We start from the raw sequence: 26,155 nt of genomic DNA, 5'->3' as shown, positions 1-26,155 counted from the left end.
GCGTGAAGATGGCAATCGCTTTTTTTAGTATGAGGTTTTCTTCTTCAAGTTGAGCGAGGCGTCTTTGAAGCTCTTTGACTTGTTTGGCAGTCATGACTTCACCATCATCTGTTTCAACAGTTGCGTATTGTTTGATCCAGCGAGTGAGAGCAGTTTGAGAAACTCCGTATTCTTTACAAAGGGCAGTTTGTGTTTTGCCACCAGATTGATATAGATTTACGAGTGTTCTTTTGAAGTCTTCGTCATAGCGAATACCTTTGCTGTTTGTTGACATGTAAATACCTCCTTTTGGTGTCTACTTTATTGTAATAGATAGTTACTTTATGTGTCCACTTTTTTAATATAGATCCAATAACCGTATAGCAGCATTAAAAAGAATGCGAAAATTGATGGAGGGGATGAAGGATGAATCATAGAAAAACAAAGCGATTGAGAAGTGAGACACGAGTAAAACAGTCAAGAAAATATAGCAATAGCAGAGAAAAGCTAGATGAACAAACGATTATGGAAGCCATTTCTGGAGAACCATTGGCACTTATGCGAATTGTTAAAATATATGAACCTTATATCAATAAATTATCTTTGCGGATGGTTACAACAGAAGATGGAGATTACAGGGAGCAGATAGACGAAACTGTAAAAAAGACATTGGAAACCAGCTTAATTGCTGCAATTATAAAGTTTGATCCTTGTATTCAAAAAAAACAAGCATAAAAAATAATCATTGTACCTTGAAAACTGAATATAGAAAATGGGAAATTCGACTTGATCCTTTGGATACATAAAGTGCTGCCATTATAAAAATTGAAAAAATTGGCATACTTCTGGTTAAGGAGGTGTGGAAATGAATCAAAATGTAAAAGCAGAAACATTGGGAAACTATATTTCTCTTTTGATTTTAAATCAAAAAATGTATACAAGCGGCATGATTTCCGAATCACTTCGCAACAGGATTTCTATGGAAATCCAGATAGATTATCAAAAAAATCAGAAAGCATAAATTTGGAAGCTGAGTTTTGTTGCATAAGGGTTTTTTGCAGAATATAATAAATATGTATGCAAAACCAGATCTCCAAGAGGAGGTCATAACATGGATATTTTTCGTGTTAGAGAGGAAATGAGATGGAAGCCCATTCGGGAAATTCCATTGAGAGTTACCTATTACGCACGAGTCAGCAGTGAACGGGATGAACAGCTGAATTCCCTGAAGAACCAGTCACAGTACTATGAGGAATATATCAAATCTAATCCAAGATGGACTTTTGTAGAAGGATATATTGATGAAGGTATTTCAGGTATTTCAACGCAGAAAAGAGAAAATTTCCATCGCATGGTGGAAGATGCTATGGCAGGGAAATTTGACTATATTGTCACAAAGGAAATTTCACGTTTTGCAAGAAATACACTGGACAGTATTGGTTATACGAGAAAACTGCTCTCTAATGGCGTGGCGGTATTTTTTCAGAATGACAATATCAATACTTTGGATGAAGACAGTGAATTCCGACTTACTATTATGGCAGGTGTGGCACAGGATGAAATTCGTAAACTATCAAGTCGTGTAAAATTCGGGCATAAACAGGCAATCAAAAATGGCGTAGTTCTTGGTAATTCCCATTTGTATGGATATCATAAGCAAAATGGACGATTAACAATCTGTGAGGAAGAAGCAGAAATGGTTCGTTTCATCTTTGAAAATTATGCCAGCGGAAAGATGACGACACCCAAGATAGAAAAAGCGCTGTTTGATATGGGTTATCGTAACTATAAGGGTGGAAAGATCAACAGAGGCGTTATTCAGCATATCATCACAAATCCGAAATATAAAGGCTACTATGTGGGTAACAAGGTAAAAATTGTAGATCTGTTCACAAAAAAACAGTTGTTTTTGCCAGAAGAAGAATGGGTCATGTATAAAGACGAAACAGGTGAAATTGTCCCAGCCATTGTGAGTGAGGAGCTTTGGGAAGAAGCGAACCGGATTTTCAAAATGCGTGGGGATATCGTCAAGAGCAGACGGACTTCTTTTAAAGCGGATAATCTGTTTACTGGAAAAATCATATGCTCTTTGGATCAAAGCCCTTATTGGTTGAAGGCGCGCATAGACAGGAAAGGAAACAATAATTCCAGATGGGTATGCAGTCATAAAATCAAAGAGGGGAGCGAAAGCTGTGAATCCTTTGGTATTATGGAGCGTGAGTTGTTAGAAATTCTAGCTGAGGTTCTTCGTGAGGTCAGTGGGAATTTCGATGATGTTGTAGACAAGTTCATTGAAATATATGAAAAGTCCAGTCAGTCTTCAGATTTTTCCGGAGAGCTGAAAAAATGTCGGGAAGAAATGGACAAGATCAATGCAAAAAAAGATAAACTGCTGGAGTATAATCTGGATGGAAAGATCGAAGATCGAGAATTTATCCGACGCAATGATTTATTCAATGAGGAACTGCGCAAATGGGAAAACAGGATTTCTGAAATAGAAAAAGAAAGAGATATGAATCAGCTCAATCTGGAAGAAATTTATGGATTGAAAAAAGAAATGAAAGGATTTTCAGAAGTTTATCCTGAAGATTTTAACCAAAGCTTGATTAACTTATTTATCGACAAAATTTATGCGGAACCTGTGGACGAGAGAACCATGAAGTTGAAAATTGTGCTCAATACAGGTGAAACAAGAGCAAAAGCCTATGAAAGGCATAGAACAAGTGAAAAAAATGTGAGTCGTTCGGGACACATGTTTAAGAAAATGATCGAAGCACAGGAAAAAATGATGGCTGAAAAGAAAAACAGCTAAGCATTCCGGCATAAAGCAATCGCAGAAAAAGAACCCCTTTTTGGAAAGATGATCTCTCCAAAAGGGGGTTTTTCTTTTGATAGGAATTACGCAAGAGAAAATTTCAAATTTTATATAGATTTTTTTTAGTTTATACAAAGATTTTAAGAATGAATATTATGGAAAGTTGCCTTTTTGATTTCGAAAACAGGCGGAAACAGGGAAAAACGCAAGAGTGGACAAATGTTTTTCTGTAGGGAAATTGAAAAATCATCTTTAACAAAGAACGGAATTTCTGTGGCATTTCTTTAAGAAAAAATAACAGGAGCTAGATGGTAGTGCTTTTTGTGAGTTTTTATACTGTCAGTGTATGAGAAATCAGCTCTCATCATAAAAAAGCAAACGATCAAAAAGGAGAATGAAGTATGAAATTTAAAAAACTTTTGACCACAGCAATGGCTGCTGCTCTGGCAGTATCTGCATTTGCAGGCTGCGGCGCACAGGCGGAAGAAAGCACAGAAACTGCGCAGACTGCGGAAAGCACAGGCGAATATGCGGACACCATCACACTGGTATGGTATCCCAATGAATCTGCAGAAGATTATGACGTTGCCCGCAGCGAATATGCTCGTCTGATCGAAGAAGCAACTGGCAAGAAAGTAGAACAGAAACTGACAACAGACTATGCCATCGCCATTGAATCTCTGGCAAACGGTACTGCACAGATCTGTTTCATGGGCGCACAGGGTTACATCGAAGCCAAAAATGCCAATGATGCCATTGAGCCTCTGTTTGTAAACTCCGGTGCTTCTGGCACATTGGATGATGCAAAATACTACAGCTTCCTGGCAGTTAACAAAGGGGACGAAGGAGAATATGCAGACGGTGACAGCTACAGCATCGACAATATCGCAGGCAAACGCATGTCTTTTGTTTCCAATAGCTCCACATCCGGTTTCAAAGTACCCACAAACTCCATTATTTCTCACTTCGCAGATCAGAATCTGACAGAAGACGACCTGATCGAAGGCGGCGAAGGCAAACTGTTCTCTCAGGTACTTTTCGGTGGTTCTCATCAGGGCTCTGCATTCAACCTGCTGTCCGGCAAAGCTGATGTAGCAGTATTCTGTGATACAGAAATCGCACCTTATGCATCCTGCACAGAAGGCGAAGCAAACACAACCGGTTCTGTTTATACCATCAACAGCGACGCAAGCGCACCTTTCGATACGGTAACAGGCAAAGAATTCGTAGTCATCCAGTCCACACCTGTACTGAATGGGCCTTTCGCTTACAACTCCGATGCACTGGACCCTGCTGATGTAAAAGCAATTCAGGATCTGTTCACCTCTGACGAAGTGGCAAACAACGAAGTAATCTTTGTTCCTGAAGATTCTGAAAATGTAGGTATGTTTGAAAAATCTGAAAATGAAAGATTTGTCCTGGTAGATGATTCCTGGTTCGATCCCATTCGTGACCTGAGCAAATAAGAATGGTAAACGATGGAGGAGAAAGAGCATGGCATTACTGGAATTTCAAAACGTAAGCAAATCTTATGACAATGTCACAAAGGCATTGAGTGACATTACGTTTTCCATAGAAAAAGGCGAATTCGTATCCATCATTGGTCCTTCCGGCGCTGGGAAATCCACACTGCTCAGATGCATCAACCGTCTGGTTGATGCATCCGAAGGGACCATTATTTTTGATGGACATGATGTACGGCAGGCAGGCAAAGCGGAAATGCGTCAGATGCGGGCGAAAATCGGTATGATTTTCCAGCATTATAATCTGGTGGAACGGCTGAGCGTCATCGAAAACGTGCTCCATGGCTGTCTGGGGAAAAAATCTGCCATCAGCGGTATGGCAGGACACTATACAGAAGAAGAAAAAAAGGAAGCATTTCGTATCATTCAGGAAATGGGACTTTCCGATCAGGTATATAAGCGCTGCGACGAACTTTCTGGCGGACAGAAACAGCGCGTAGGTATCGCCAGAGCCATTATGCAGAAACCCAAAATGATTCTTTGTGACGAACCTATCGCATCTTTAGACCCCAAGGCGTCTAAAGTCATTATGGACCAGCTTAAGGAAATCAATCAGACAAAAGGCATCACCTGTCTGGTGAACCTGCATCAGGTGGATGTGGCAATCAAGTATTCCGAGAGAATCATCGGGGTTTCCGGCGGGAAAATCGTATATGACGGTCCTGCCGAACATTTGACAAAAGAAATCATTCAGCAGATTTATCAGTCCTCTGCCAATGATTTGATTATGGATTTACAGAGGTGAGCATAATGGAAAAAACCATGGACATTTTCCAAAAAAGAAAAATTACATATACCCTTGTTTTTTTGAGCCTGATATTGATCTTCTGTGGGGCATCTCTGGTGACCCAGTTTCATCTGGCAGAAGGCATTCAGTCTTTTCCGGCGGCACTGCACTGGATTTTTTCCAATCTGATTCCCGATGAAACGGCCATGGAACGTCTGCCGAAAATTCTGGATAAACTGGTGGAAACAGCGTTGTTGTCTGTAGCTGTAACGGTTTTGGCAGGCATCTGCGCCTTTTTCTTCAGTCTGCTTGGTTCAGGCATTACCAAAATCCATTGGAGCATCAATCGTCTGGTACGTATTGTAGCGGCGTTTTTCCGAAATGTACCCGACGTTGTATGGGCAATGCTGCTGATGTTCTCCTTTGGTCAGAACATCCTGACAGGATTTTTCGCGTTATTCTTTACTACATTCGGTCTGTTGACTCGTGCGTTCATCGAAACCATTGACGAGGTCAGCTCCAATTGTGTGGAGGCGCTGGAAGCCACCGGCGGCAGATTCATCCATGTGGTATTTCAGGGGATTTTGCCATCCTCTCTGCCCGGTGTCATCACTTGGGTACTGTATATGATCGAAACCAATATCAGAAGTTCCACCCTCATCGGCATTTTGACAGCCACAGGGATTGGGTATCTTTTTGATTTGTATTATAAACGGTTGGATTTTTCTTCTGCCAGTCTGGTGGTACTTTCCATTGTAGTGCTGGTACTCGTCATTGAAGGCGTATCCAACAAAATTAGGAAGGTGATTTTGTAATGTCTGAAAAAGTATTGCAGCCGGGCGCGACCATTTCTTTGGATTTGGAAAAAATCATGGAACGCACCGGAAAAGGAAAAATCAAGATCAAGGCAAAAAATAAAAGCCGCTATGCCCTTCAGACCCTTATGGTTACACTGCTGGGTCTGACGGTGGTGGCTTTTGCGACATTTGATTATCAGAATATTGACTTTGCAGAAGCCGTACAGGCTACTTTGCAGAACATCCAGACCGTGTTTCTGGAACCGGAACTGACAAGAGATACCCTCACCAGTGTTTTGTTCCAGCTCTTAGTGACATTTTGTCTGGGGATTCTTTCGACCATCATCGGCGCGTTTTTTGCGTTTTTCTGCTCACTGCTTTGTGCCAGAAACATCGCAAGCTCCCGTATGGTAAATAGCATCAAAAGCTTCATTGCAGTGGTGCGTGCGGTGCCGACAGTTCTGTGGGTATTGATCTTTGCCGTATCTGCCGGACTTGGCTCTGTGGCAGCAGTAGTAGGTTTGACTTTCCATAGCTTTGCCTATCTGACAAAGGCTTATGCGGAATCCATTGAAGAAATTGAGCCGGGTATCATCGAAGCCCTGAAAGCAAACGGCGCTAGTTACTGGCAGATCGTATTCCAGGCAATCGTGCCTTCTACCATCACTTCTATGGTAGCATGGACATTCATGCGATTTGAAATCAACTTTACCAATGCTGTTGCTATGGGCGCGGCTGCAGGTGCAGGCGGCATTGGCTTCAATCTGTTTATGGCAGGCAGCTTCTACTTTGACTTACAGGAAATGGGTATGCTGACATACATCGTTGTCATTGCTGTTGTCCTGCTGGAAATGGTATCTACACGCATCAAAGCGTATGTGAAATAAGAAAGGAAACATCAAAATGGAAAAACGGAGATTATCCAAAATATTGGCAAAAGCCGATGCTGCCCAAGTGCGGCAAATGGCAGAAAAAATCAGAAAACAATATGAGGTGACTGTGATCAAAGCACCGGAAAAATCACTGACTATGATCAAGATGCGCGACCCTGTGAAAGAAACCTTATTCTTTCTGGGGGAAGTCATCGTCTGCGAAGCCATTGTGTGTCTGGATGGCACAAAAGGCATGGCGGTCATCATGGGGGATGATTTTGAAAAGGTACTGGATATGGCAATCATTGATGCGGCATGCAACAAAGGCGTCTTTACAGACGAAATGCTGCTGGTAGAACTGGAAAAAGCACAGCAGATCAGAGCGGAAAAAGAAAATGCCATGTTTATGCAGACAATGGTCAACTTTACAACCATGACACCGGAGGCTTGATGATGAAACAGTTACATACATTTGACGATATATTTGATACACAAAAAACATTTCGTTTGCTGCTGGATGCTATGGCAAACCCTTCCCGTGTGGTTTCTATTCAGGAAGGCGCAGAAAAACTTTACGGCAGCAAGCCAGAAATGCTGACCCTTGCCATGACACTTTTGGATAAAAACACAGGTTTTTATACCTTTGGACATACAGAGTTGGATGAACAGATCCTTTTGCTGACCCACGCAGAAAAAAAGACACTGGAAGAAGCGGATTATGTTTTCGTAACAGAAGAAGGACATCTGCCGGAAGCCTTTGCAAAGGCGAAAAGAGGCACTTTGGAAAATCCCCATACTTCCGCAACACTCATCATTGGATGCAGCGGAGAAAGAAATGTGTCTTGCAGTATTTCCGGTCCCGGCGTGGATGGAGTGGCAACATTCCAGAGTCCGGCGGTATTGGAAGAAGCCTTTCGTTTGCGGACAGAACAGGCATATGAATACCCGCAGGGGGTAGACATGATTTTTGTATCCCCAGAAGGGGAACTGTTCTGCATTCCCAGAATGGTCAAGAAGGAGGAACAATAATATGGCTTATGTAGCAGTATCCGGCGGCGAGGAAGCCATCGCAGCCAGCATTGCGCTGTTGGATTTTTACCGCAGCAAAACAGAAAAAGATGTGGAACTGGAAGTGATTCAGGAAAAAATGAGCCTGCTGGTAGACCGCGTTATGAGTGAAGCCGGTCTGTATGCCAAAGAATATGCGGCATTGGCACTGAAACAGTGTGAAGGCTCTGTGGAAGAAGCAGTATTTCTGCTGCGTGCTTACCGTTCCACACTGAAACGTTCTTACGACACTTATGTGGCAGATACGAAAAACATGCGCATTGTGCGCCGGATCTCTGCCGCGTTTAAAGATATACAGGGCGGTCAGATTCTGGGTGCCACTTATGACTATACCCACCGCCTGATGCATTTCGATTTGAAAAATGAAGATGCGGCAAAACTGCATGAACGTATGGAAGCAATGGTGGAAGGACAGGAACCTGTTCCCATGGAACCCTGCGGACGCGTATCCGATGAATTGAAAACAGAAGGACTCATCGAGCGTTTTCCTATCAATGAGGAACCTCCCTATGACGTAACGGAAAATCTGCTGGAATTTCCCGCCAGCCGCAGTGCCAGATTGCAGACACTCACAAGAGCCGATGCAGGTTTCATTTCCGGTTTGGCCTATTCTGCGCTTCGTGGTTTTGGTCAGGTACATCCTACTGTTGGGGAACTGCGTACTGGTTATGTAGAACTGGAAATCCCTTATCTCCAGCAGGAAGGCGAAGCTTTGTGGATTGGGGAAGTGATGCTGACAGAAGTGGAAATATTCAATGAAGCGGAAGATAAAGACGCTTTGAAGCTGGCTTGCGGCTACGGTGCTGTTTTTGGCAGAAACGAAAACAAAGCCATTGCCATGGCAGTCATCGACAGAGAACTGGATGCCGGCGGCGATTATCCCACACAGGACGAAGAATTTGTGCTGATGCATGGGGATAGCTTGGAAATGAACGGTTTCATTTCTCACTTGAAACTGCCTCATTATGTCACATTCCAGTCCAAATTGGATGCAGTCAGAAAAACACGGAGGGAAAACAATCATGATTGACAGTTATAATTACGCCTTTCTGGATGAAGGCTCTAAACGGGAAATCCGCCGTTCTATATTGAAAGCTGTTGCCATTCCCGGTTATCAGGTACCCTTTGCTTCCCGGGAACTGCCCATTGGCAGAGGTTGGGGTACCGGCGGTATTCAGCTGACATTATCACTCATTGGCCCTGATGACACCTTGAAAGTTATCGACCAGGGCAGTGACGAAAGCGTTAACGCAGTAAATATCAAAAAATTTGTGAAGATGTGTACCAACGTGCCTTGTACCACTCGGACACAGGATGCCACCATTGTGCAGACCCGTCACCGTGTACCGGAAGTACCTATGCGCAATGACCAGATTCTGGTATTGCAGGTGCCCCTTCCCGAACCACTGCGGATTGTAGAACCCAAAGAAGAAGTGACAAAACGGATGCACGCAGAACTGGACTATGCGCCCATCTGGCTCCAGTTGTACGAAAGTCTGGTGAAATACGGCAAAGTCACCATCAGTACAGAATATCCCTGTATGGTGGAAGACCGCTACATCATGAATCCAAGCCCCATTCCCAAGTTCGACAATCCCAAACTCCATGAAGCAGAGTGTCTGTATCTGTTTGGGGCAGGACGTGAAAAGAAAATCTATGCCATTCCACCTCATACCAAAGTGGTTTCTCTGGCATTTGACGATGTGCCTTTTGAAAAAGAAAACTTCAAAGGCAAAAAATGCCGTCTGTGCGGCAGTACAGACACCTATCTGGACGAAATTTATGACGCTGTGACGGGGGAAAGATATTATCAGTGCTCCGACACATCTTACTGTAAGGAGGTACGAGGATAATGGCAGAAACACCCGTTTTGCAGGTGGAACGCCTGACTATGCGCTATGGCGAAGGCTGCCCTCACTGCAAAGATCATCTGGAAAAAAACCGCTGCACCGTTTGCGGCACTGTTTGGGCAGCAAATGATATTTCTCTGGAAGTTTATCCTGGAGAAGTGCTGGGCATCGTTGGAGAAAGCGGCTCCGGCAAATCTACATTGATGCAGAGTCTGTATTTTGACCTGATTCCCACAGAAGGCAAGGCATATTTGCAGAATTACGGCGAAGGCAAAAAGAATATTTGGGACGCAAGTCCATTAGAAAAAAGAAAAATCCGCAACAACATTATGGGGATGGTATACCAGAATCCTGTCAGAGGGCTGCGGATGGACTATTCCGCCGCATCCAACATCGCGGAAAAAATCATTGCTGCCGGCAGCAGAAACGCAGGGCAGATGACAGCCAGAGCGGAAGAACTGCTGGAAGCAGTGGAAATCCTGACTTCCCGTATGAAGGAAGCGCCAAAGAATTTCTCCGGCGGCATGCAGCAGCGTGTACAGATTTCTAAAGCATTGGCAAACAATCCTTCTTTGCTCCTGCTGGACGAAGTTACTACAGGTCTGGACTTATCTGTTCAGGCGCGCGTACTGGATTTGATTCGTAAAATCAAAGCAAAATATGGCATTTCTATTTTGCTGGTTTCCCATGACCTGGCAGTCATTCGTATGCTGGCAGACCGCACCATCGTTATGCTGGATGGGAAAATCATTGAAAGCGGACTGACAGACCAGATTCTGGAAGACCCTCAGCATGCTTATACACAGCAGCTGGTTCACTCATTGTTGTAAGGAGGTAACAAACATCGTGATTGCAATTAAAAACGGCAGAATTGTGCTGGAAGATTCCATTTTGGAAGGAAAGGTGCTGCTCATCGAAGGAGACCGCATTTTGGGCTTTTCTGATGAAGTGCCTGAGGCAGAACGTGTCATTGATGCCCATGGGCGTTATGTGACACCTGGCTTTATCGATATTCATTCTGATAAGATTGAACAGTTTATTTTGCCCAGACCTACGGCAAAATTTGATTTTGAATTGGCGTTGAAAGAATGTGAAAGGGAACTGCTCCACTTGGGCATCACCACCATTTATCATTCCCTTTCTTTATATAAAGATGAAATGTTTGGCAAATCTCCTCTGCGCACACAGGAAAATGTGCGGAAGATTGCTGACCTCATTCGGGATATCCACGAAAGAAATCACCTGATTCACCATCGTTTCCATCTGCGTTTGGAAATCGATAATATTGGTGCTTATGGCATTGCCAAAGAGATGATTGAAAAGAAAATGATTGACGAGATTTCCTTTATGGATCACTCTCCCGGACAGGGACAGTACCGGGATATTGGTATGTATTATCAGGTTTTGGAAAAATACCAGAATCGTGAAATCAAGGAAGAAGAATTTGCACAGATGCTGGAAGAACAGCAGAACAAAGAAATGCTGTCTTTTGCTCAGATGAAGGAATTGTGTGAGCTGGCACATGCCAATGGCATTGCTGTGGCATCCCATGACGATGATACAAAAGAAAAATTACATATCAATGAAAAGATCGGCGTAGATATCAGCGAATTCCCCATCAATATTGAAACAGCGAAAGAAGCCCGTCAGCTTGGATTCTATACCGTTGTAGGTGCGCCCAATATCCTGCTGGGCGGCAGCCATTCCGGCAATATGTCCGCGGCAGAAGCCATTGAGGCAGGCTGTGCCGATGTCCTTTGCTCGGATTACTATCCGCCGGCAATTCTCCATGGGGTATTTAAGATGCATGAAAAAGCAGGCATTGACCTGCCCCAGATGGTACAGAAAGCAACGCTCAATCCTGCAAAGGCAGTGGGGCTGGCTGAGGATTATGGCTCTATCGCCCCCGGAAAAAAAGCGGATTTGCTCATCATTGATATTTTGGACGGCTATCCCGTCATCACCCATGTGCTGGTAGATGGACGTACCACATCTCGGGTGGAATACAGGAGGTAATTATGGAAATTCTGAAAATCGAAAATCTGGCAAAGAATTTTTATCTGCATAACGCAAAGAAAGAAATCCATTCCTGTCAGAATATTAACTTTACTTTGGAACAGGGACAGTTTATCGGTATCGTAGGGCTGTCCGGTGCCGGAAAATCTACCATATTAAAATGTATTCATCGTACATATCTGGCATCCACAGGCAAGATCACTTACCAGAGTGAAGCCTTTGGGGAAGTGGAGCTGACCACAGCGCCGGAAAGACAGATTCTGTTCCTGCGGAAAAATGAAATCGGTTATGTTTCCCAGTTCCTGAACGTGATGCCCCGTACCACAGCCAGAGAACATGTCATGAACGCACTGCTGGAAAGAGGCGTGGATGCGGCGGAAGCAAAAGAAAAAGCGGAAGCTATGCTGCGGTACTTCCGTCTGCCGGAACCTTTGTGGGATTTGTATCCCAATACATTCTCCGGTGGGGAACGCCTGCGTCTGAACCTTGCCCATACCATGGTAAAACAGCCCAGACTGATGCTGCTGGACGAACCCACAGCGTCTTTGGACAATAAAACAAAAATTCTGGTAAAAGATATGCTCATGCAGCTGAAAGAAAAAGGCACCAGCATGATTGGCATTTTCCATGACTTGGAATTTATGGATGGATTGTGTGATAAGGTGTTTAACATTTCGGAGGGGACGTTCCAATGAGAAAAGCGGATTTACATATGCATTCCCGTGTTTCTGATGGCAGTTACACCATTAGGGAACTGGCAGAATTGGCAGCGAAAAAGGGGCTGGATGTCATTGCGGTGACAGACCACGATACCCTTTCTCACGTATCTCAGATTCCTGAAGGGCTGCCTGTGAAAGTGATTCCGGGCATTGAGATTTCCGCTTATGACTATGCCGCAGATAAGCGGGTGCATGTTCTGGGATATGACATAAAGGATGTGGCATTGGTAGAGGATTTTGTGCATCCTCTTTTGGAAGCCAGACATGAAAATTCCATGAAACAGATTGGAATTTTGGAAGAAAATGGCTATCATGTGGATTTGGATAAAATCCATCGTGCAGATGGCAAATATATTTATAAACAGCATATCATGGAATATTTGGTGCAGACAGGTCAGGCACCAGATATGTTCGGAGAATTTTATCAGAAAATATTCAAAAACAATGGTATCTGCCATTTTGATATTAAGTATCTGGACCCTTACGAAGCTGTTCGAGTGATTACGGCGGCAGGCGGAAAGGCAGTCCTTGCCCATAGCGGACAGCAGCAGAATTTTGATTTGATTCCAAAATTGGTGGAGGCTGGCTTGAAAGGTCTGGAACTGAACCATCCTGCAAATGATGAGCAGGCACATGAAAAGATTCGCAGATATGCGGATGTGTACGGTCTGTTTTTGACAGGCGGCAGTGATTTTCATGGAACATATGAAAAAGCAGCGCCGGATTTAGGAATCTATCTGGCAGAAGAAAGCGGGGTAGAGGCTTTGTGCTGAAAGAATACGATAATATAGAAGATGACGTGGTGCTCATTGAAACCGAGTTGGGACGTTACACACAGGTGCAGGCACACAGTGAACTGGAAGATGTGACTTTTGGGGATTATACCTATTGTGCGGGGTATAACCAGATTTTTGCGGCGGATATTGGCAAATTCTGCTCCATCGCAAGTTTTGTGCGCATCAATCCCGGCAATCATCCAACCTATACCCGTCCAGCACAGCATCATTTTACCTATCGCCGGAAACAGTTTGGCTTCGGAAAAGATGATGAGGCATTTTTTGAATGGCGGAAGGAATCCCGTGTGCACATCGGGAATGATGTGTGGTTGGGACATGGCGTAACAGTCATGCCGGGGGTGACCATCGGCAATGGTGCGGTTGTCGGCAGCGGTGCCGTTGTGACCCACGATGTACCGCCTTATACAGTGGTAGCAGGTGTACCAGCAAAGAAAATCCGTATGCGCTTTTCCGATGATATTATCGCCGCATTGGAACGGATTCGCTGGTGGGATTGGTCTCATGAAGAAATCAAAGCGCGTATGGCGGATTTTGAGGACTTGGAAACATTCATCAGAAAATATGATGTTTCTGATGAAAAATAATCAGAAATTGGAAAACTACGAAAACAGAGGTTCTTTTGGAGCTTCTTCATAAGAAAGCAAAGCAAGCTGAAATCCTTATGATACAGAGGATTCCGGCTTTCTTATTTTTTACAGGATTTCTTAGCTGTGTTTTTTCTGAATACCTGCTGTAATTTCCATTGAGAAATCAAGGAAAAGGGAAATAAAAATTACTTGAATGGGAAATTTCTTTTATGGTTTTCTTTTTTTATAGGCAAAAGGAAGGCGGCAATGGTGGACAGAATGGCAAAAGAATGGTACCATAAAGGAGTTGTTTGACAAAGAAAAAAGAAGGAGGCACAAACAATGGGCGTTTTAGATGCTTTGGGAACAGACAAAGTATTTTATTATTTTGAGGAAATCACAAAAATCCCTCACGGCAGCGGCAACGAAGCTGCACTGGCGCAGTATATCGTAGACTTTGCCAAAGAAAGAGGACTGGAATGCCGCAGAGATGCAGCGGACAACGTAGTAGTGAAAAAAGCTGCGACACCTGGCTATGAACAGGCTCCCGGCGTAATTTTCCAGGGACATATCGATATGGTATGTGAAAAACTGGGCAGCGTGGAACATGATTTCACAAAAGACCCTTTGCAGCTGGAAATTGATGGTGATATGATTCGCGCAAAAGGCACAACTCTGGGTGCTGATAACGGTATTGCTGTTGCATTCATGCTGGCAGTGCTGGACAGCACAACACTGGAACATCCCTTTGTGGAAGCTGTGTTCACCACAAACGAAGAAACAGGTATGGACGGCGCAAAAGCACTGGATGTTTCTGACCTAAAGGGTACTTATTTCATCAATATGGACTCTGAAGAAGAAGGTGAATTCCTGGTAAGCTGCTGCGGCGGCAGAAGAGTACAGGTAACACTGCCTGTGGAAAAAGAAGCTGTGAAAGCTGGTGAAGAAGCTTATGTACTGCGAATCAGAGGTCTGAAAGGCGGACATTCCGGCAGCGACATCAATCTGCAGCGTGCAAGCGCAAACAAGCTCATGGGCAGACTGCTGGATGAACTGCAGAGCAAAGTGGCATACGCTCTGGTGCGCGTAGAAGGCGGCAAAATGGACAATGCCATCTGCAGAGAAGCAGACGCTGTTCTGACCATGACAGCAGACGCCGCAAAAGAAGCAGAAAAAATCGTTGCGGAAATGGAAAAAGTACTGAAACAGGAATATCACCGCACCGAAACGGATATGATGATCACATGGGAAAAAGCAAATGAAGCAGTGACAGAAGTGATGACAGAAGCAACAAAGAGCCATGTTATCTCCATCCTGCTGCTGATTCCTTATGGTGTAGAAACCATGAGCATGGACATCGAAGGTCTGGTAGAAAGCTCCAGCAACATCGGCGTTGTATGCACAGATGAAAAAGGCGTTCACTTCGACAGTGCTGTCCGCAGTGCCGTTGCATCCAGAAAAGAAGTGATCTGCAGAAAGATTGAAGCCATTGCACAGCTGTGCGGCGCTTCCGTAGAAAGCAGCAACGACTATCCCGGTTGGGTATACAGCGATGATTCCAAACTGCTGGTACTGCTGCAGGATGCTTACCGCAAAGCAACAGGCAGAGAACCTAAACTGACAGCTATCCACGCTGGTGTAGAATGTGGTCTGTTTGCAGAAAAAATGCCTTGGCTGGATATGGTATCTTTGGGACCTAACATGTTTGATGTACACACACCGGAAGAACGTCTTTCCATTTCTTCCACTGTACGTACATGGGATTTCCTGAAAGAAGCACTGAAACAGATGAAATAAAAAATGAAGATGGAAAGGGAGAATGACAATTGCGGCTGCCATGGAACAGAAAATATCTGGAAATCGGATTTCACGTGATTCTGACAGCAGGTGTTTTGGTACTGCTGGGAGCGGTTGTCTTTCATCTTTCCGCTGCGAAAAATGTCATATTAGAAACGGCGAGGCATGTCCTCGCCGTTTTTGCGCCCTTTTTCTGGTCTGTAGGCATTGCGGTGGTGTTGGAACCATTGGTGGCATTCTGGCAAAGATTTTATGAAAAACGTCTGACAGCAAAACAAAAGGCCCGCGTGAAAAATCGGCGTGTGGGGACGGGTATCACTTATTTGCTTGTCTTTGGTGTGATTGCTTTGTTGATTTGCGGTGTTGTGCGCAGTCTGGGTACGGCAGATTTGGAAAGTCTGGCACAGCAGGCAGGAGATTTTACTAGGCAAGCAGGGGATTGGCTGGTACTGCTCCAACTGAAGCTTGCAGAATATGGTTTGCTGCAAAACGCCGAGGGCATTTTGACAACGGCAGTTACGGAAGTCAGCGCAGCCATCGAGAATGGTGTCTTGCGGGCAGCAGGGGCTTTGCCGGAAGCAGGTGGACAGATTCTCAATGCAGCCATTGGTTTTGCGGCAGCTTTTTATTTTCTGGCAGAAAAAGAAAATGTACAGTTTTTTCTGGGACAGGTAGGCAATGTGTTTTTGGGACAGGGCAGAACAAGAAAAATTTCTGGATTTTTTACAGAAGTCTATGAAGTAGTCATGGGGTATTTGTGTGGACAATTGGTGGATGCGGCTATTATGGGTGCACTTTTTGCCGGAACTTTCTGGATCATCGGGATTCCTTATGGTGTGGTCATTGGCATATTTTCTGGTTTTTCCAACCTCATTCCTTATTTCGGCGCGGCGGTGGCGTTTTTGCTGGCTGTATTGTCAGGACTATTCAGTTCAGAACCCATGCGGGCAGTCTATGCAGCCATTGCCATTTTGCTTTTGCAGCAGCTGGACAGCGCTGTCATTGTGCCGCGAGTAGTGGGAAGCCGTGTGGAACTGCACCCTGTTCTGGTGCTGCTGTCCTTGGCTGTCTTTGGCGGATTTTTCGGATTTTGGGGGCTTTTATTCGCGGTGCCCCTTGGCGCGCTGCTGAAAAATTTCTTTTTCAGATTGTACGAACAAAAAGCCATAAAACAAAGGGAAAATTAATTTTTCTGTGCAAAAATCACTTTTCTTTATGATGTGCCTATGGTACAATATCTTGAGTCACAAAACAAAATAACCTGTAGATACGGGTTTGGATACAGAAAGGTGGAATAGATATGAAAGGTTTGGTTACAGAAACCAAAGGCAGATTTGTAACAGTTCATATCGTGCGTAAAGAAGCATGCGGCGAATGCCGTGCATGCCTGAGCGGTATGATGGAAAATGATATGGATATTGAAGCCCAGAACCTGTGTGAAGCAGAAGTGGGCGACTGGGTAGAACTGGAACTGCAGGACAATGCTTTCATGCACGCGATTTTGATTATGTATGGCATTCCTCTTGTGGGTCTGGTGCTGGGTCTGGTGCTTGGCTACTTTGTGGTAGCACCTCTTGTGCCCATCATCAATGAAGGTTTGACATCCTTTATTGTGGGTGCTATCTTCACAGCAGTATGCTATCTGTGGATTCATAGCCAGAACCATCGTTGGGAAAGCGGCAAATATCGTCCTCTGGCTACAAAACTGGTGGCAGAAGACGAAGTGGAAGGCGCTTGCGGTGCCTGAGACAAATATTTTATAAGAACATAAAAAAGAAGGTATGAAAAGCAACTTCCCTTTAAGGAAAATTGCGACGGTTGCCTTCAGAAGAAAACATAACCAATATAATCTCAGTAAAAAAAGCTGGAATCCTTTGTATGATAAGGATTTCAGCTTTTTTGTTTTCTTGTGAAGATACCTCTAAAGCATACCTTCTTTTTTTGTATGAATTTATGCGGCTGTTGGGATACGTTGTAAAATGTGCAGATGTTTCTGGATAATGTTTACGATTCTGCCCACCAAAAGTGCAGAAATGATGGTAGCGATGCCCAAGCCGTTCAAATGGTGGAAAAACAGCAGGGAAAGACAGGCAGCGGTTAAAATTAATGTGACATCAAAAATGACTTTGACACTGCCGAATTTTTTGCGGCTGACCTGAGAAATGGCTTTGACGATGCCCTCGCCGGGAACCACTAGCACGTTAGGGGCAACTTCGATGCAGATACCCAATGCCAGTATGGTACATCCTACCAACAGGGAAAGAATCTGGCTTGCAAAATGGGTGGGAGTGAAACTTTCCAACAGTGTCATGCTGATGTCGATGAAGCTGCTGAAAATCATATTTACCACGATTTGCAGATATTGATAAGGACGGAATTGTCTGCGAAGCAGAATTACTTCGCCCAGAATGAAAAGCATATTCAGCAGGAAGGTGAATGCACCAAAGGAAAGGGGAAAACGAAAACTTAAAACATAAGGCACACTGGAAATGGGGGAAGTTCCCAGACTGGCTTTGGTGATGAAAACGATACCGAAGGAGTTGATGAGAATGCCCAATATAAACCAGATGTAGCGGAAAATGAGTTTTTTCATATTGTCGCCTCCAAAGTTTCTAAATTCAGCAGGATTTTCTGGAATGTTTTCAGAAATTGTTTCTGTTCCTCCGGCGGAATGTCCTGCCATGCGATTTTATCCACAAAAGCGCAGACTTTTCGCACCTCCACAGCTTTTTCCTTCCCTTTTTCGGTGAGGGAAAGGCGATAATTGCGCCGGTCCGATGGGTCGGGTGCTTTGGTAAGGTAGTTCTGCTGTTTCATACGGGTGACCAGACTGGTAACGGTGGACTTATCCAGAACGCATCCCAGTGAAATTTCTTTTTGGGTGCAGTCGGGATGTTCCCAGAGAAATTCCAGTATTTTCGGCTGACCGGGCAGCAGATCCCCTTTGGCTGTCTGACGCACAATGGCTTTATTGGAGCGGTTGAATGCCAGAAGCAATAAATAATGTAAATCTCCGTAATTCATGGAAACACTTCCTTTTGAAAATAGTTGGAAATCAAACTAAACGAAGTATAGAACTTCCGTGAAATTTTGTCAAGAGGGGGACAAAACCTGATTTTCTTCATATCATAGGACAGGAGGAAAAATGAGGTGAATCATTCATGAAAGAGAAAACAATGGCATATTGCAGAGCAGGTGAAAACTGCTCTTTGGCGTTATTGCGGGCAGCATCAGACCAATATGGTTTTCCTTTGTCAAAAGAATTGATAGACAGCTGCGGGGCTGTTTGCAGCGGTTTTGGGATTGGTGGTATATGCAGTGCCTTGGTGGCTGCCATTATGATACTGGGGATTCTCTTTGAGCCGGAAGAAGCGAAAAAACAGCGGCTGTTTTTCCTGCTGGCATTTCGGGAAAAGTTTGAGGCTATGGATTGTCCGACCCTTTCGGCAGGAAAACTGGACTGCATAGATTTGATGAGAGATATTGGGGCATTGCTGGAAGAAACCATTGCAAAAACGGGTTTTATGGAAAAAAATGTATAAAGGGGCATGTTTTTTGGAAAAACCCTTGCACTTAGGCGCTGGCTGTGGTATTCTTCTGCGTGATTACTTGTCTTATAAGGAAGAAAGAGGTTGGGAGAATTACTATGAAAGCAAGAAAAATCTATTGGGCACTTCTGCTGGTGTTTTTGATCGCTGCCATCTGGCTGCAGACCACAGGCGCTTTGGGTGAAGCATTCTGGGGTCTTTATGGCATCATCATTGCTGGCTTTTTTGTAGGCGGCGTATTTGTGAATAAACAGTATCTGCAGGATCTGGAAAAAGAAGTGAAAGCCATGAATCCTTTGCTGCAGCAGGAACCCGATAAATATATCGAATCCATGGAAAAAGCATTGCAGGGACAGAGAAGCCGCGCCATGCAGGCAATGCTGCTGACACAGATCGGTAAAGGCTATATGGCAAAAGGTGATTACGAAACAGCGAAAAATCGCCTTCTGACAGTACCTCCAAAGGGATTGAACACCGTTATGGCGCAGGAATACTATATCATGCTGGCTTTGACACTGTTCCATCTGGATAAGGATGAAGCGGCAAGAAAGCTGCTGGTTCTGAAAGCAACAGACTTTGAAAGAGCAAGACAGAATCCAGAATTCGCACACTATTACCATATTTTGCAGGTTCTGGCTATGGTTTCTGAAGCCAACCGCACAGGTGCAAGAAAGTATCTGGCAGAGCATTCAGAACTGGAAGAACGGGAAGACTGCAAGAAAGAAATGAAATTTATCCATCAGAAATTGTAATGCTATCAAATAGAAAGCCTCGTAGACAAAATGGTCTGCGGGGCTTTTTTGATGGAAAATATGGAAAGAACCATCTTTTTTTGGCATGTCCGAAAATTTCGCCGCATAAGCATGTAAAGAAAAAGGAAAAGCTGGGGCGCATTTGTATCAATGTTGCAACATAAGGGATAGGAACTCATGGAGATTGCACAAAGACATTTCCTATAAAGTATGGTATAATGTCTCCGAGTGACTGAAAAATTGATTTGCACCGTGAAATAGCGGACTGCAAAAATCAGATATACATGAGGTGTAGAAATGGATTATGTTTTTGGCATTGATGTAGGCGGTACCACTGTGAAAATCGGTCTGTTTACAACGGAAGGCACACTGGTGGAAAAATGGGAAATCCCGACCAATACATCAAACGGGGGCAAGGCCATCCTGCCGGATGTTGCTGCAAGTCTGGAAGAAAAATTGAAAAAACGTGGCATTGACAAAGCATCTGTCAAAGGGGCAGGCATTGGTGTTCCTGGACCTGTCACAGATGATGGTGTGGTAAACCATTGTGTGAATCTGGGCTGGGGTGTCATGCATGTGACAGAAGAATTGAAAGCCCTGACAGGATTTGAAGTAAAAGCTGGGAATGATGCCAATGTGGCAGCCCTGGGGGAAGTATGGAAAGGCGGCGGCAGAGGCTTTGATGATGTGCTGATGATTACCATTGGTACTGGTATCGGCGGCGGTCTGATTCTCAATGGCAAGATTCATGGCGGTGTTACCGGCAGTGCGGCAGAAGTGGGGCATATCTGCGTGAATCCCTTAGAAACAGAGCACTGCAACTGCGGAAACTGTGGCTGTCTGGAACAGTATACTTCCGCAACAGGCATCCTGCGTCTGGCAAAGAAAAAATTGGCAGAAACCGATGCACCTTCCATTCTGCGTGACAAAGCCGACCTGACCACAAAAGATGTCATTGATGCGGCAAAAGAAGGGGACGCGCTGGCAATGGAAGTGTTTGACTTTATGGCAAAGACCATGGGTATGGCACTGGCTGGATGCTGTGCGCTGGCAGATATGGAATTGATTCTCATTGGCGGTGGTGTGTCAAAAGCGGGGAGATTTTTGACAGATCCCATCGAGGAGTACTTCCGTAAATTTGCTTTCCACACCCAGAAAGATACAAAATTCAAACTGGCTGAATTGGGAAATGATGCTGGCATTTATGGTGCGGCAAGAATGATGATACATGACTGATATTTTTTAAGGAGAGAAGGATATGGAAATCAAAAAACGTCTTTTCGGACAGACAAAGACAGGGGAAGCGGTTTTCGCCTTTACCCTGAAAAACAGTGTGGGGACAGAAGTTACCATCCTCACATATGGCGCGGCAGTACAGTCCCTGAAATTTGCGGGAACCGATGTGGTGCTGGGCTATGACACCATGCCGGATTATGAAGCACAGGACAAATTCATGGGCGCAGTGGCAGGCAGATTCGCCAACCGTATTGGCAAAGGTCGTTTTGTCCTCAATGGTGTGGAATATGAATTGTACTGCAACGACGGTGCAAATCATCTTCATGGAGGCAAAGAAGGCTTTGACAAAAAGGTTTGGACAGCAGATGTGGAGGACGATGCCCTTTGCATGCGTTACACCAGCCCCAACGGGGAAGAAGGCTATCCCGGTACCCTTTGCACAGAAGTGCGGTATCGTTTGGATGATGAAAACCGTTTCTGTGTGGAATATCAGGCAGTCTGTGATACAGATACGGTGCTGAATCTGACTAACCACAGCTATTTTAATCTGAACGGTCATGATGCAGGCACACTGGAACAGCATAAAGTACAGATTCTCGCAGATTTTTATACAGAAAATAACAACGAATGCCTGCCTACAGGTGTGATTGCTACAGTAGAAGGCACACCCATGGATTTCAGAGAACCCCATGAAATCATGGAACGCATTGATGCGGACTTTGTACAGCTGAAAAACGGCAGTGGCTATGACCATAACTGGATTCCCAATGGTTACCAGAAAGATATGGTTCGCAAATGCGCCGAAGCAGTTGGGGAAGAAACAGGCATCCGTATGGCAGTATATTCTGACCAGCCTGGTGTGCAGTTCTATTCCGGCAACTTCTTAGATGGCGTTGTGAAAGGGAAAAATGGCACCGTTTATGGTCGCCGTAGTGGATTCTGTTTTGAAACACAGGGCTTCCCTAACGCAACAGCATATGGACATTTCCCTTCAGCAGTACTGCGTCAGGGGGAATGGTTCCGCAGTCAGACCATTTTCGCTTTTTCCAAAGATTGATCTGAAAGGCATTACATATACCGTTTGATGGGAAATCAAGAAAAGGCTTTGCATTTCCAGTGAGATGCAGAGCCTTTTTTATGATGAGAGAAAAAAGGAGGATTGCCATGAAACGCTGGCAATTGAAACGTACAAAAGTAGATATTGGTGCCATGGCAGCAGATATGGGCATCCAGCAGGCGACGGCGGCAGTTCTTGCCAATCGGAAACTGCTTTCCCGAAAACAGACCCATGATTTTCTGTATCCCGATGCATCTAGTCTGCACAATGGGCTGGAAATGCAGGATATGGAAAAAGGACTGGACCTGATTACCATGGCTATCAAAAAAGGAAAGAAGATTGCCGTTTACGGGGATTATGACGTGGATGGTGTCATGAGTACCACCATATTGAGCCGTACCATTGAGAAATGCGGCGGTGAGGTGACTTATTATGTGCCCCATCGCCAGCAGGAAGGATACGGACTGAACAATAAAGCGGTGGAACAGCTGGCGGCTGAAGGCGTTGGGGTGCTTTTTACCTGTGATAACGGCATTGCGGCCATGGGGGAAGTGGCGCTGGCGAAGGAACTTGGTATGGAAGTGGTCATACTGGATCACCACGAACCAGCTTTCACAGAAGGCAAAGAAGGCGCATGGCGGGATATTCTGCCCAGCGGGGATGCGGTTATCGACCCGAAACGGCGGGATTGTGAATATCCTTTTCCTTTCTTGTGCGCCGCAGGAATTTCTTATAAATTTGCCCTGCTGTTGTTGGGACGGTTTGGCTATAGCGGCGACCCCTTGGAAAAGGAACTGCTGTGTTTTGCGGCAGTGGCAACCGTTTGCGATATTGTAGATCTGCTGGATGAAAACCGCACCATTGTAAAGCTGGGATTGCAGGAAATACAGCATACCACCAATGTGGGGTTGCGTGTTTTATTGGAAGAAACAGGTTTGGCGGATAAACAGGTTACAGAATACCATCTGGGATTTGTGGTAGGACCATGCATCAATGCCACAGGGCGTCTGGAAAGCGGCAGAATCGCTGTGGAACTGTTTCGGGAAACAGATGTGGATAAAGCCCGTGCCATTGCCCGCCACTTGATGCAGCTGAACGAAGAACGAAAAGAAATGACCACACAGGCGGTGGAACGGCTGACGGAACAGCTGGACCAGCAGGAAACGCCTCTGGAAAAAGTGCTGGTACTTTATGACGGAGAAATCCATGAAAGTATTGCCGGCATTGTGGCTGGACGCATCAAGGACAAGTATTATCATCCTACCATCCTTATTACAAAAGCGGAAGAAGGCGCAAAAGGTTCTGCCCGCAGTATCGAAGGCTATCATATTTTCGAAGCCCTTTATAACTGTCGGGAATTGTTCACACGCTTTGGTGGACATGCCATGGCAGCAGGACTTTCGCTGCCTCACGAAAATATTCCCATTTTGCGGCAGCGGCTCAATGAGGAATGCAAATTGACGGAACAGGATATGACACCGGTGCTGCGTATTGAGAAAATACTGGACTTTTCCCAGATTCATATGAAGCTGGCGGAAGAACTGAAAGGACTGGCGCCTTTTGGCAAGGAAAATCCATCACCCCTTTTTGCCACACAGCATGTATGGGTGGAACGGATTCGTCTGGTTGGAAAAAATAAGGATATGATGCAGCTGACTTTGCGGGAAGATGCTTCTCGTATGGTATTGTCTGCGGTGGATTTCAATGGACTGGAAAATCTGCGGGGAATTCTAAAAGAATTGTATCCGGCAGAGGATTGTGATAAAATAATACAGTATGGGAAACTTCCCATGGCATTAGACTTTGTATACAGCATTGACATCAATTCCTATAATGGCAGGCAGTCCGTACAGCTTGTGATTCGGGATTTCCGGGTGTCGAAATAGGAGGACGAAAACCATGGATTTGAAAGAAAAGATCAGATCAATTGAAAATTTCCCCGAAGAAGGTGTCATTTTTCGGGACATTACAACACTGTTGAAAGAAGGGGACGCCCTGCGGGAAGCCATTGACCAGATTCAGGCAAATCTGGACGGCGTGGATTTTGACCTGATTTTGGGTCCCGAATCCCGTGGCTTTATTTTCGGGATGCCTTTGGCTTACAATCTGAAAAAAGGCTTTGTTCCCGTGCGCAAAAAAGGCAAACTGCCTGCGGAAGTTATCAGCAAGGAGTATGCGCTGGAATATGGCACAGCTGTCATTGAAGTGCATAAAGACGCCATCCAGCCCGGACAGAAAGTTGTCATCGTGGATGACCTGCTGGCTACAGGCGGCACTGCAAAAGCCATCATTGAAATGATAGAAAGCGTTGGTGTGGAAGTGGTTGGTTTGGCATTCCTCATCGAACTGGATTTCCTCCACGGCAGAGACGTGCTGGAAGGATATAACATCAGTTCCGTACTGCATTATTGATTACAGAAGATAAAGACGATACCTTTGTTGTTTTCACAGCGAAGGTATCTTTTCCTTTGAAAGGGGAGAGAATATGTACGGTCAGTTTTTTATACTCTTTGCCATGATAGTGGTGGGGTATTATGGATACCGAAAAGGATGGCTCACCCGTGAAGTCAATAAAGGGCTGGGCGGTCTGGTTATGCAGGCAACAATTCCGGCTATGCTGGTGACTACCATTGCCAATATTGAAATCACCAATGATATTCTGGTTGGCTTTTTCCTGATGATGGCAGCTCAGGCGGCAGCCATGATGATATTCGGTTTTCTGATGCGTCTTTACGGAAAGGCAAGAAAGCTGGATGGACGTTTGCTGGATATGCTGGACATCACCACTGGTTCCCTGAATAATGGATTTATTGGTCTGCCTGTTGCGGCAATCTTTTTTGGAGATGTGGGCGTTATGTATATGTCTGCCGGCGTTTTGGGGCTGAATCTGTATCTGTGGAGTTATGGTGTTTATGTCCTTGGCGGCAAACAGGGCGGCAGCGGCGGACAGATGGGCAAAACATTCCTCAAAGGTGCTGTGAACCCTAACTGTATTGCTATTTTCCTTGGTCTGGCGCTGACATTGAGCCATACGGTGCAGTTTGTGCCACAGGCGCTTCTGGACTTTTTGACACGGTTAGGGGACCTTTCTACACCTCTTTCCCTCATTTACATAGGTGCACTGGCTGGCAGCAGCGGCATCAAGCAGCTGTTCCATGAAAAGGATGCGCTGGAATTGAGTATTGTAAAAATGCTGGCGATGCCGTTTTTGGCGTGGGCAGTCATGCTGATTGTTCCGGCGGGGGACATGGCAAAATCCATTTTTCTGGTAACGGCAGCATTGCCTGCGGCAGTTGTTGTGCCTATGATGGTGGAAAAGTATGGATATGGTGAAAAAATGTCCTCGGATATTGTACTTTTGACCACTTTGATTTCCGTTGTGGAACTGCCTGCCTGCGTATGGCTGGCGCACTTTCTGTACTAAGAAAAAAGCAGTAAAAAGTATAAAAAGTGCTTGCAAAACACCCGGAGGCGTGGTATAATCTTTCATGTTGATTACGGACGGTCCAATGGCGCATCAAGAGGATGGCGGTAAGAACGTCTTTGGGGAAAGGAGGAAACAAAATGGATATCATCAGAGAACTGGAACAGGAACAGCTGAAAAGCGAAGTAACTCCTTTTAACGTAGGTGATACAATTCGTGTATATGCGAAAGTAGTCGAAGGCTCTAGAGAAAGACTGCAGATGTTCGAAGGCGTTGTTATCAAAAGACAGGGCGGCGGCATCAGAGAAACTTTCACAGTAAGACGTATTGCATCCGGCGTTGGCGTGGAAAGAACATGGCCTTTGCATTCTCCTAGAATCGATCGTATCGAAGTAGTAAGACGCGGTATCGTAAGACGTGCGAAACTCTTCTACCTGAGAGATAAGGTTGGTAAAGCAGCAAAGGTAAAAGAAGTATTGAGATAAGAAAAACAGGCCTTGGTGAGTTTCTCATCAAGGCTTTTTTCGTGAAAGGCAAATGTGATTTTGCATTTGACGAAAAAAGGGGTAAGATGGTATATTGGTAAAGATAGGGAAGTGGAAAGGAGGCGCA

Annotated in this window: 29 protein-coding genes and 1 pseudogene; 27 read left to right on the top strand and 3 right to left on the bottom strand. The window is 44.8% G+C overall.

What is annotated here, in order from left to right:
- A pseudogene (locus BUB35_RS08440) lies at positions 1-274 on the bottom strand (transposase); the annotation flags it as partial.
- Positions 275-405: 131 nt separating this feature from the next.
- Here BUB35_RS08440 and BUB35_RS08435 point away from each other — a divergent pair.
- The 19 genes from BUB35_RS08435 (at position 406) to BUB35_RS08350 (ending at position 17,273) form a co-directional block, all read left to right on the top strand.
- A complete protein-coding gene (locus BUB35_RS08435) occupies positions 406-714 on the top strand; it encodes a helix-turn-helix domain-containing protein (RefSeq protein WP_084730621.1) in 309 nt (102 codons plus the stop codon).
- A 130-nt stretch (positions 715-844) separates the two neighbouring features.
- A complete protein-coding gene (locus tag BUB35_RS19040) occupies positions 845-1,000 on the top strand; it encodes a hypothetical protein (RefSeq protein WP_159432876.1) in 156 nt (51 codons plus the stop codon).
- Positions 1,001-1,090: 90 nt separating this feature from the next.
- Positions 1,091-2,791 carry a recombinase family protein gene (locus BUB35_RS08430; protein ID WP_072850837.1) on the top strand — a complete coding sequence of 567 codons (1,701 nt, stop codon included), beginning with the start codon at positions 1,091-1,093 and terminating at the stop codon, positions 2,789-2,791.
- A gap of 404 nt (positions 2,792-3,195) precedes the next feature.
- Entirely contained in the window at positions 3,196-4,260 is a 1,065-nt protein-coding gene (locus BUB35_RS08425) for a PhnD/SsuA/transferrin family substrate-binding protein (RefSeq protein ID WP_072850835.1), read from the top strand.
- Between the two features lie 28 nt (positions 4,261-4,288).
- Complete coding sequence (gene phnC / locus BUB35_RS08420; protein ID WP_072850833.1) at positions 4,289-5,062, top strand: phosphonate ABC transporter ATP-binding protein; 774 nt, start codon at positions 4,289-4,291, stop codon at positions 5,060-5,062.
- Between the two features lie 5 nt (positions 5,063-5,067).
- On the top strand, positions 5,068-5,859 hold the full coding sequence (locus BUB35_RS08415; protein WP_022253844.1) for an ABC transporter permease subunit: 792 nt from the start codon (positions 5,068-5,070) through the stop codon (positions 5,857-5,859).
- A complete protein-coding gene (locus tag BUB35_RS08410) occupies positions 5,859-6,728 on the top strand; it encodes a PhnE/PtxC family ABC transporter permease (RefSeq protein ID WP_072850831.1) in 870 nt (289 codons plus the stop codon). Before BUB35_RS08415 ends, BUB35_RS08410 begins: the two co-directional genes overlap by 1 nt.
- Before the next feature lie 16 nt (positions 6,729-6,744).
- Positions 6,745-7,164 (top strand): phosphonate C-P lyase system protein PhnG, encoded by a 420-nt coding sequence (gene phnG, locus BUB35_RS08405; RefSeq protein WP_072850829.1) that lies wholly within the window; start codon positions 6,745-6,747, stop codon positions 7,162-7,164.
- A gap of 2 nt (positions 7,165-7,166) precedes the next feature.
- Positions 7,167-7,742 carry a phosphonate C-P lyase system protein PhnH gene (gene phnH, locus BUB35_RS08400; protein ID WP_072850827.1) on the top strand — a complete coding sequence of 192 codons (576 nt, stop codon included), beginning with the start codon at positions 7,167-7,169 and terminating at the stop codon, positions 7,740-7,742.
- A 1-nt stretch (position 7,743) separates the two neighbouring features.
- Complete coding sequence (locus BUB35_RS08395) at positions 7,744-8,811, top strand: carbon-phosphorus lyase complex subunit PhnI (RefSeq protein ID WP_072850825.1); 1,068 nt, start codon at positions 7,744-7,746, stop codon at positions 8,809-8,811.
- Positions 8,804-9,634, top strand: a complete 831-nt coding sequence (locus BUB35_RS08390) for an alpha-D-ribose 1-methylphosphonate 5-phosphate C-P-lyase PhnJ (RefSeq protein ID WP_072850823.1) — start codon at positions 8,804-8,806, stop codon at positions 9,632-9,634. The genes BUB35_RS08395 and BUB35_RS08390 overlap by 8 nt, the downstream gene beginning before the upstream one ends.
- Complete coding sequence (locus BUB35_RS08385; protein ID WP_072850821.1) at positions 9,634-10,461, top strand: ATP-binding cassette domain-containing protein; 828 nt, start codon at positions 9,634-9,636, stop codon at positions 10,459-10,461. Before BUB35_RS08390 ends, BUB35_RS08385 begins: the two co-directional genes overlap by 1 nt.
- A gap of 16 nt (positions 10,462-10,477) precedes the next feature.
- On the top strand, positions 10,478-11,647 hold the full coding sequence (phnM, locus tag BUB35_RS08380; protein ID WP_072850819.1) for a phosphonate metabolism protein PhnM: 1,170 nt from the start codon (positions 10,478-10,480) through the stop codon (positions 11,645-11,647).
- Positions 11,648-11,649: 2 nt separating this feature from the next.
- Positions 11,650-12,342, top strand: a complete 693-nt coding sequence (locus tag BUB35_RS08375; protein ID WP_022364400.1) for a phosphonate C-P lyase system protein PhnL — start codon at positions 11,650-11,652, stop codon at positions 12,340-12,342.
- On the top strand, positions 12,339-13,139 hold the full coding sequence (locus BUB35_RS08370; RefSeq protein WP_072850817.1) for a PHP domain-containing protein: 801 nt from the start codon (positions 12,339-12,341) through the stop codon (positions 13,137-13,139). Before BUB35_RS08375 ends, BUB35_RS08370 begins: the two co-directional genes overlap by 4 nt.
- The gene (locus tag BUB35_RS08365; protein WP_072850815.1) at positions 13,133-13,747 is read left to right on the top strand and encodes a DapH/DapD/GlmU-related protein; all 615 of its coding nucleotides are present in this window, start codon (positions 13,133-13,135) and stop codon (positions 13,745-13,747) included. Before BUB35_RS08370 ends, BUB35_RS08365 begins: the two co-directional genes overlap by 7 nt.
- Before the next feature lie 324 nt (positions 13,748-14,071).
- The gene (locus BUB35_RS08360) at positions 14,072-15,526 is read left to right on the top strand and encodes an aminoacyl-histidine dipeptidase (RefSeq protein WP_072850813.1); all 1,455 of its coding nucleotides are present in this window, start codon (positions 14,072-14,074) and stop codon (positions 15,524-15,526) included.
- A 29-nt stretch (positions 15,527-15,555) separates the two neighbouring features.
- Positions 15,556-16,713: an AI-2E family transporter gene (locus BUB35_RS08355; protein ID WP_072850811.1), complete on the top strand. Its 1,158-nt coding sequence runs from the start codon at positions 15,556-15,558 to the stop codon at positions 16,711-16,713.
- Between the two features lie 113 nt (positions 16,714-16,826).
- Complete coding sequence (locus tag BUB35_RS08350) at positions 16,827-17,273, top strand: SoxR reducing system RseC family protein (protein WP_072850809.1); 447 nt, start codon at positions 16,827-16,829, stop codon at positions 17,271-17,273.
- Positions 17,274-17,477: 204 nt separating this feature from the next.
- Here BUB35_RS08350 and BUB35_RS08345 read toward each other — a convergent pair whose 3' ends face one another.
- Together BUB35_RS08345 and BUB35_RS08340 are read right to left on the bottom strand one after the other, a co-directional pair.
- Positions 17,478-18,119 carry a YczE/YyaS/YitT family protein gene (locus tag BUB35_RS08345; RefSeq protein WP_072850807.1) on the bottom strand — a complete coding sequence of 214 codons (642 nt, stop codon included), beginning with the start codon at positions 18,117-18,119 and terminating at the stop codon, positions 17,478-17,480.
- Positions 18,116-18,550 carry a MarR family winged helix-turn-helix transcriptional regulator gene (locus tag BUB35_RS08340; protein WP_072850805.1) on the bottom strand — a complete coding sequence of 145 codons (435 nt, stop codon included), beginning with the start codon at positions 18,548-18,550 and terminating at the stop codon, positions 18,116-18,118. Before BUB35_RS08340 ends, BUB35_RS08345 begins: the two co-directional genes overlap by 4 nt.
- Positions 18,551-18,687: 137 nt before the next feature.
- Between BUB35_RS08340 and BUB35_RS08335 the strand changes: the two genes are divergently transcribed.
- The 8 genes from BUB35_RS08335 (at position 18,688) to rplS (ending at position 26,028) form a co-directional block, all read left to right on the top strand.
- Entirely contained in the window at positions 18,688-19,068 is a 381-nt protein-coding gene (locus BUB35_RS08335; protein WP_072850803.1) for a C-GCAxxG-C-C family protein, read from the top strand.
- A 104-nt stretch (positions 19,069-19,172) separates the two neighbouring features.
- A complete protein-coding gene (locus BUB35_RS08330) occupies positions 19,173-19,826 on the top strand; it encodes a hypothetical protein (protein WP_072850801.1) in 654 nt (217 codons plus the stop codon).
- Positions 19,827-20,123: 297 nt separating this feature from the next.
- Positions 20,124-21,062, top strand: coding sequence for an ROK family glucokinase (locus BUB35_RS08325; RefSeq protein WP_072850799.1), 939 nt, complete (start codon positions 20,124-20,126; stop codon positions 21,060-21,062).
- A 22-nt stretch (positions 21,063-21,084) separates the two neighbouring features.
- Positions 21,085-22,119, top strand: coding sequence for an aldose epimerase family protein (locus BUB35_RS08320; protein WP_072850798.1), 1,035 nt, complete (start codon positions 21,085-21,087; stop codon positions 22,117-22,119).
- Between the two features lie 107 nt (positions 22,120-22,226).
- Complete coding sequence (recJ, locus tag BUB35_RS08315; RefSeq protein ID WP_072850797.1) at positions 22,227-24,005, top strand: single-stranded-DNA-specific exonuclease RecJ; 1,779 nt, start codon at positions 22,227-22,229, stop codon at positions 24,003-24,005.
- 13 nt (positions 24,006-24,018) lie between these two features.
- Positions 24,019-24,531, top strand: a complete 513-nt coding sequence (locus BUB35_RS08310; RefSeq protein WP_072850795.1) for an adenine phosphoribosyltransferase — start codon at positions 24,019-24,021, stop codon at positions 24,529-24,531.
- Between the two features lie 73 nt (positions 24,532-24,604).
- Positions 24,605-25,543 carry an AEC family transporter gene (locus BUB35_RS08305; RefSeq protein WP_072850793.1) on the top strand — a complete coding sequence of 313 codons (939 nt, stop codon included), beginning with the start codon at positions 24,605-24,607 and terminating at the stop codon, positions 25,541-25,543.
- A gap of 140 nt (positions 25,544-25,683) precedes the next feature.
- The gene (gene rplS / locus BUB35_RS08300) at positions 25,684-26,028 is read left to right on the top strand and encodes a 50S ribosomal protein L19 (protein ID WP_022254826.1); all 345 of its coding nucleotides are present in this window, start codon (positions 25,684-25,686) and stop codon (positions 26,026-26,028) included.
- The last annotated feature ends 127 nt before the right edge of the window (positions 26,029-26,155 follow it).

The organism is Anaerotignum lactatifermentans DSM 14214, from assembly GCF_900142265.1.
GTDB classification, from domain to species: Bacteria; Bacillota; Clostridia; order Lachnospirales; family Anaerotignaceae; genus Anaerotignum; species Anaerotignum lactatifermentans.
Note: the sequence above shows the minus strand (reverse complement) of the source record. Positions and strands in the feature narration are given on the sequence as shown.

Bases quoted from the DNA above. Each gene is read 5' to 3' on its own strand.
- BUB35_RS08425 (WP_072850835.1), top strand. From the start codon at position 3,196: ATGAAATTTAAAAAACTTTTGACCACAGCAATGGCTGCTGCTCTGGCA.
- rplS (WP_022254826.1), top strand. From the start codon at position 25,684: ATGGATATCATCAGAGAACTGGAACAGGAACAGCTGAAAAGCGAAGTA.
- BUB35_RS08345 (WP_072850807.1), bottom strand. From the start codon at position 18,119: ATGAAAAAACTCATTTTCCGCTACATCTGGTTTATATTGGGCATTCTC.
- BUB35_RS08330 (WP_072850801.1), top strand. From the start codon at position 19,173: ATGAAAGCAAGAAAAATCTATTGGGCACTTCTGCTGGTGTTTTTGATC.
- BUB35_RS08310 (WP_072850795.1), top strand. From the start codon at position 24,019: ATGGATTTGAAAGAAAAGATCAGATCAATTGAAAATTTCCCCGAAGAA.
- phnC (WP_072850833.1), top strand. From the start codon at position 4,289: ATGGCATTACTGGAATTTCAAAACGTAAGCAAATCTTATGACAATGTC.
- BUB35_RS08375 (WP_022364400.1), top strand. From the start codon at position 11,650: ATGGAAATTCTGAAAATCGAAAATCTGGCAAAGAATTTTTATCTGCAT.
- BUB35_RS08390 (WP_072850823.1), top strand. From the start codon at position 8,804: ATGATTGACAGTTATAATTACGCCTTTCTGGATGAAGGCTCTAAACGG.
- BUB35_RS08305 (WP_072850793.1), top strand. From the start codon at position 24,605: ATGTACGGTCAGTTTTTTATACTCTTTGCCATGATAGTGGTGGGGTAT.
- BUB35_RS08325 (WP_072850799.1), top strand. From the start codon at position 20,124: ATGGATTATGTTTTTGGCATTGATGTAGGCGGTACCACTGTGAAAATC.
- BUB35_RS08370 (WP_072850817.1), top strand. From the start codon at position 12,339: ATGAGAAAAGCGGATTTACATATGCATTCCCGTGTTTCTGATGGCAGT.
- recJ (WP_072850797.1), top strand. From the start codon at position 22,227: ATGAAACGCTGGCAATTGAAACGTACAAAAGTAGATATTGGTGCCATG.
- phnH (WP_072850827.1), top strand. From the start codon at position 7,167: ATGAAACAGTTACATACATTTGACGATATATTTGATACACAAAAAACA.
- BUB35_RS08430 (WP_072850837.1), top strand. From the start codon at position 1,091: ATGGATATTTTTCGTGTTAGAGAGGAAATGAGATGGAAGCCCATTCGG.
- BUB35_RS08385 (WP_072850821.1), top strand. From the start codon at position 9,634: ATGGCAGAAACACCCGTTTTGCAGGTGGAACGCCTGACTATGCGCTAT.
- BUB35_RS08360 (WP_072850813.1), top strand. From the start codon at position 14,072: ATGGGCGTTTTAGATGCTTTGGGAACAGACAAAGTATTTTATTATTTT.
- BUB35_RS08340 (WP_072850805.1), bottom strand. From the start codon at position 18,550: ATGAATTACGGAGATTTACATTATTTATTGCTTCTGGCATTCAACCGC.
- BUB35_RS08320 (WP_072850798.1), top strand. From the start codon at position 21,085: ATGGAAATCAAAAAACGTCTTTTCGGACAGACAAAGACAGGGGAAGCG.
- BUB35_RS08335 (WP_072850803.1), top strand. From the start codon at position 18,688: ATGAAAGAGAAAACAATGGCATATTGCAGAGCAGGTGAAAACTGCTCT.
- BUB35_RS08395 (WP_072850825.1), top strand. From the start codon at position 7,744: ATGGCTTATGTAGCAGTATCCGGCGGCGAGGAAGCCATCGCAGCCAGC.
- BUB35_RS08435 (WP_084730621.1), top strand. From the start codon at position 406: ATGAATCATAGAAAAACAAAGCGATTGAGAAGTGAGACACGAGTAAAA.
- phnG (WP_072850829.1), top strand. From the start codon at position 6,745: ATGGAAAAACGGAGATTATCCAAAATATTGGCAAAAGCCGATGCTGCC.
- BUB35_RS08415 (WP_022253844.1), top strand. From the start codon at position 5,068: ATGGAAAAAACCATGGACATTTTCCAAAAAAGAAAAATTACATATACC.
- BUB35_RS08410 (WP_072850831.1), top strand. From the start codon at position 5,859: ATGTCTGAAAAAGTATTGCAGCCGGGCGCGACCATTTCTTTGGATTTG.
- BUB35_RS19040 (WP_159432876.1), top strand. From the start codon at position 845: ATGAATCAAAATGTAAAAGCAGAAACATTGGGAAACTATATTTCTCTT.
- BUB35_RS08350 (WP_072850809.1), top strand. From the start codon at position 16,827: ATGAAAGGTTTGGTTACAGAAACCAAAGGCAGATTTGTAACAGTTCAT.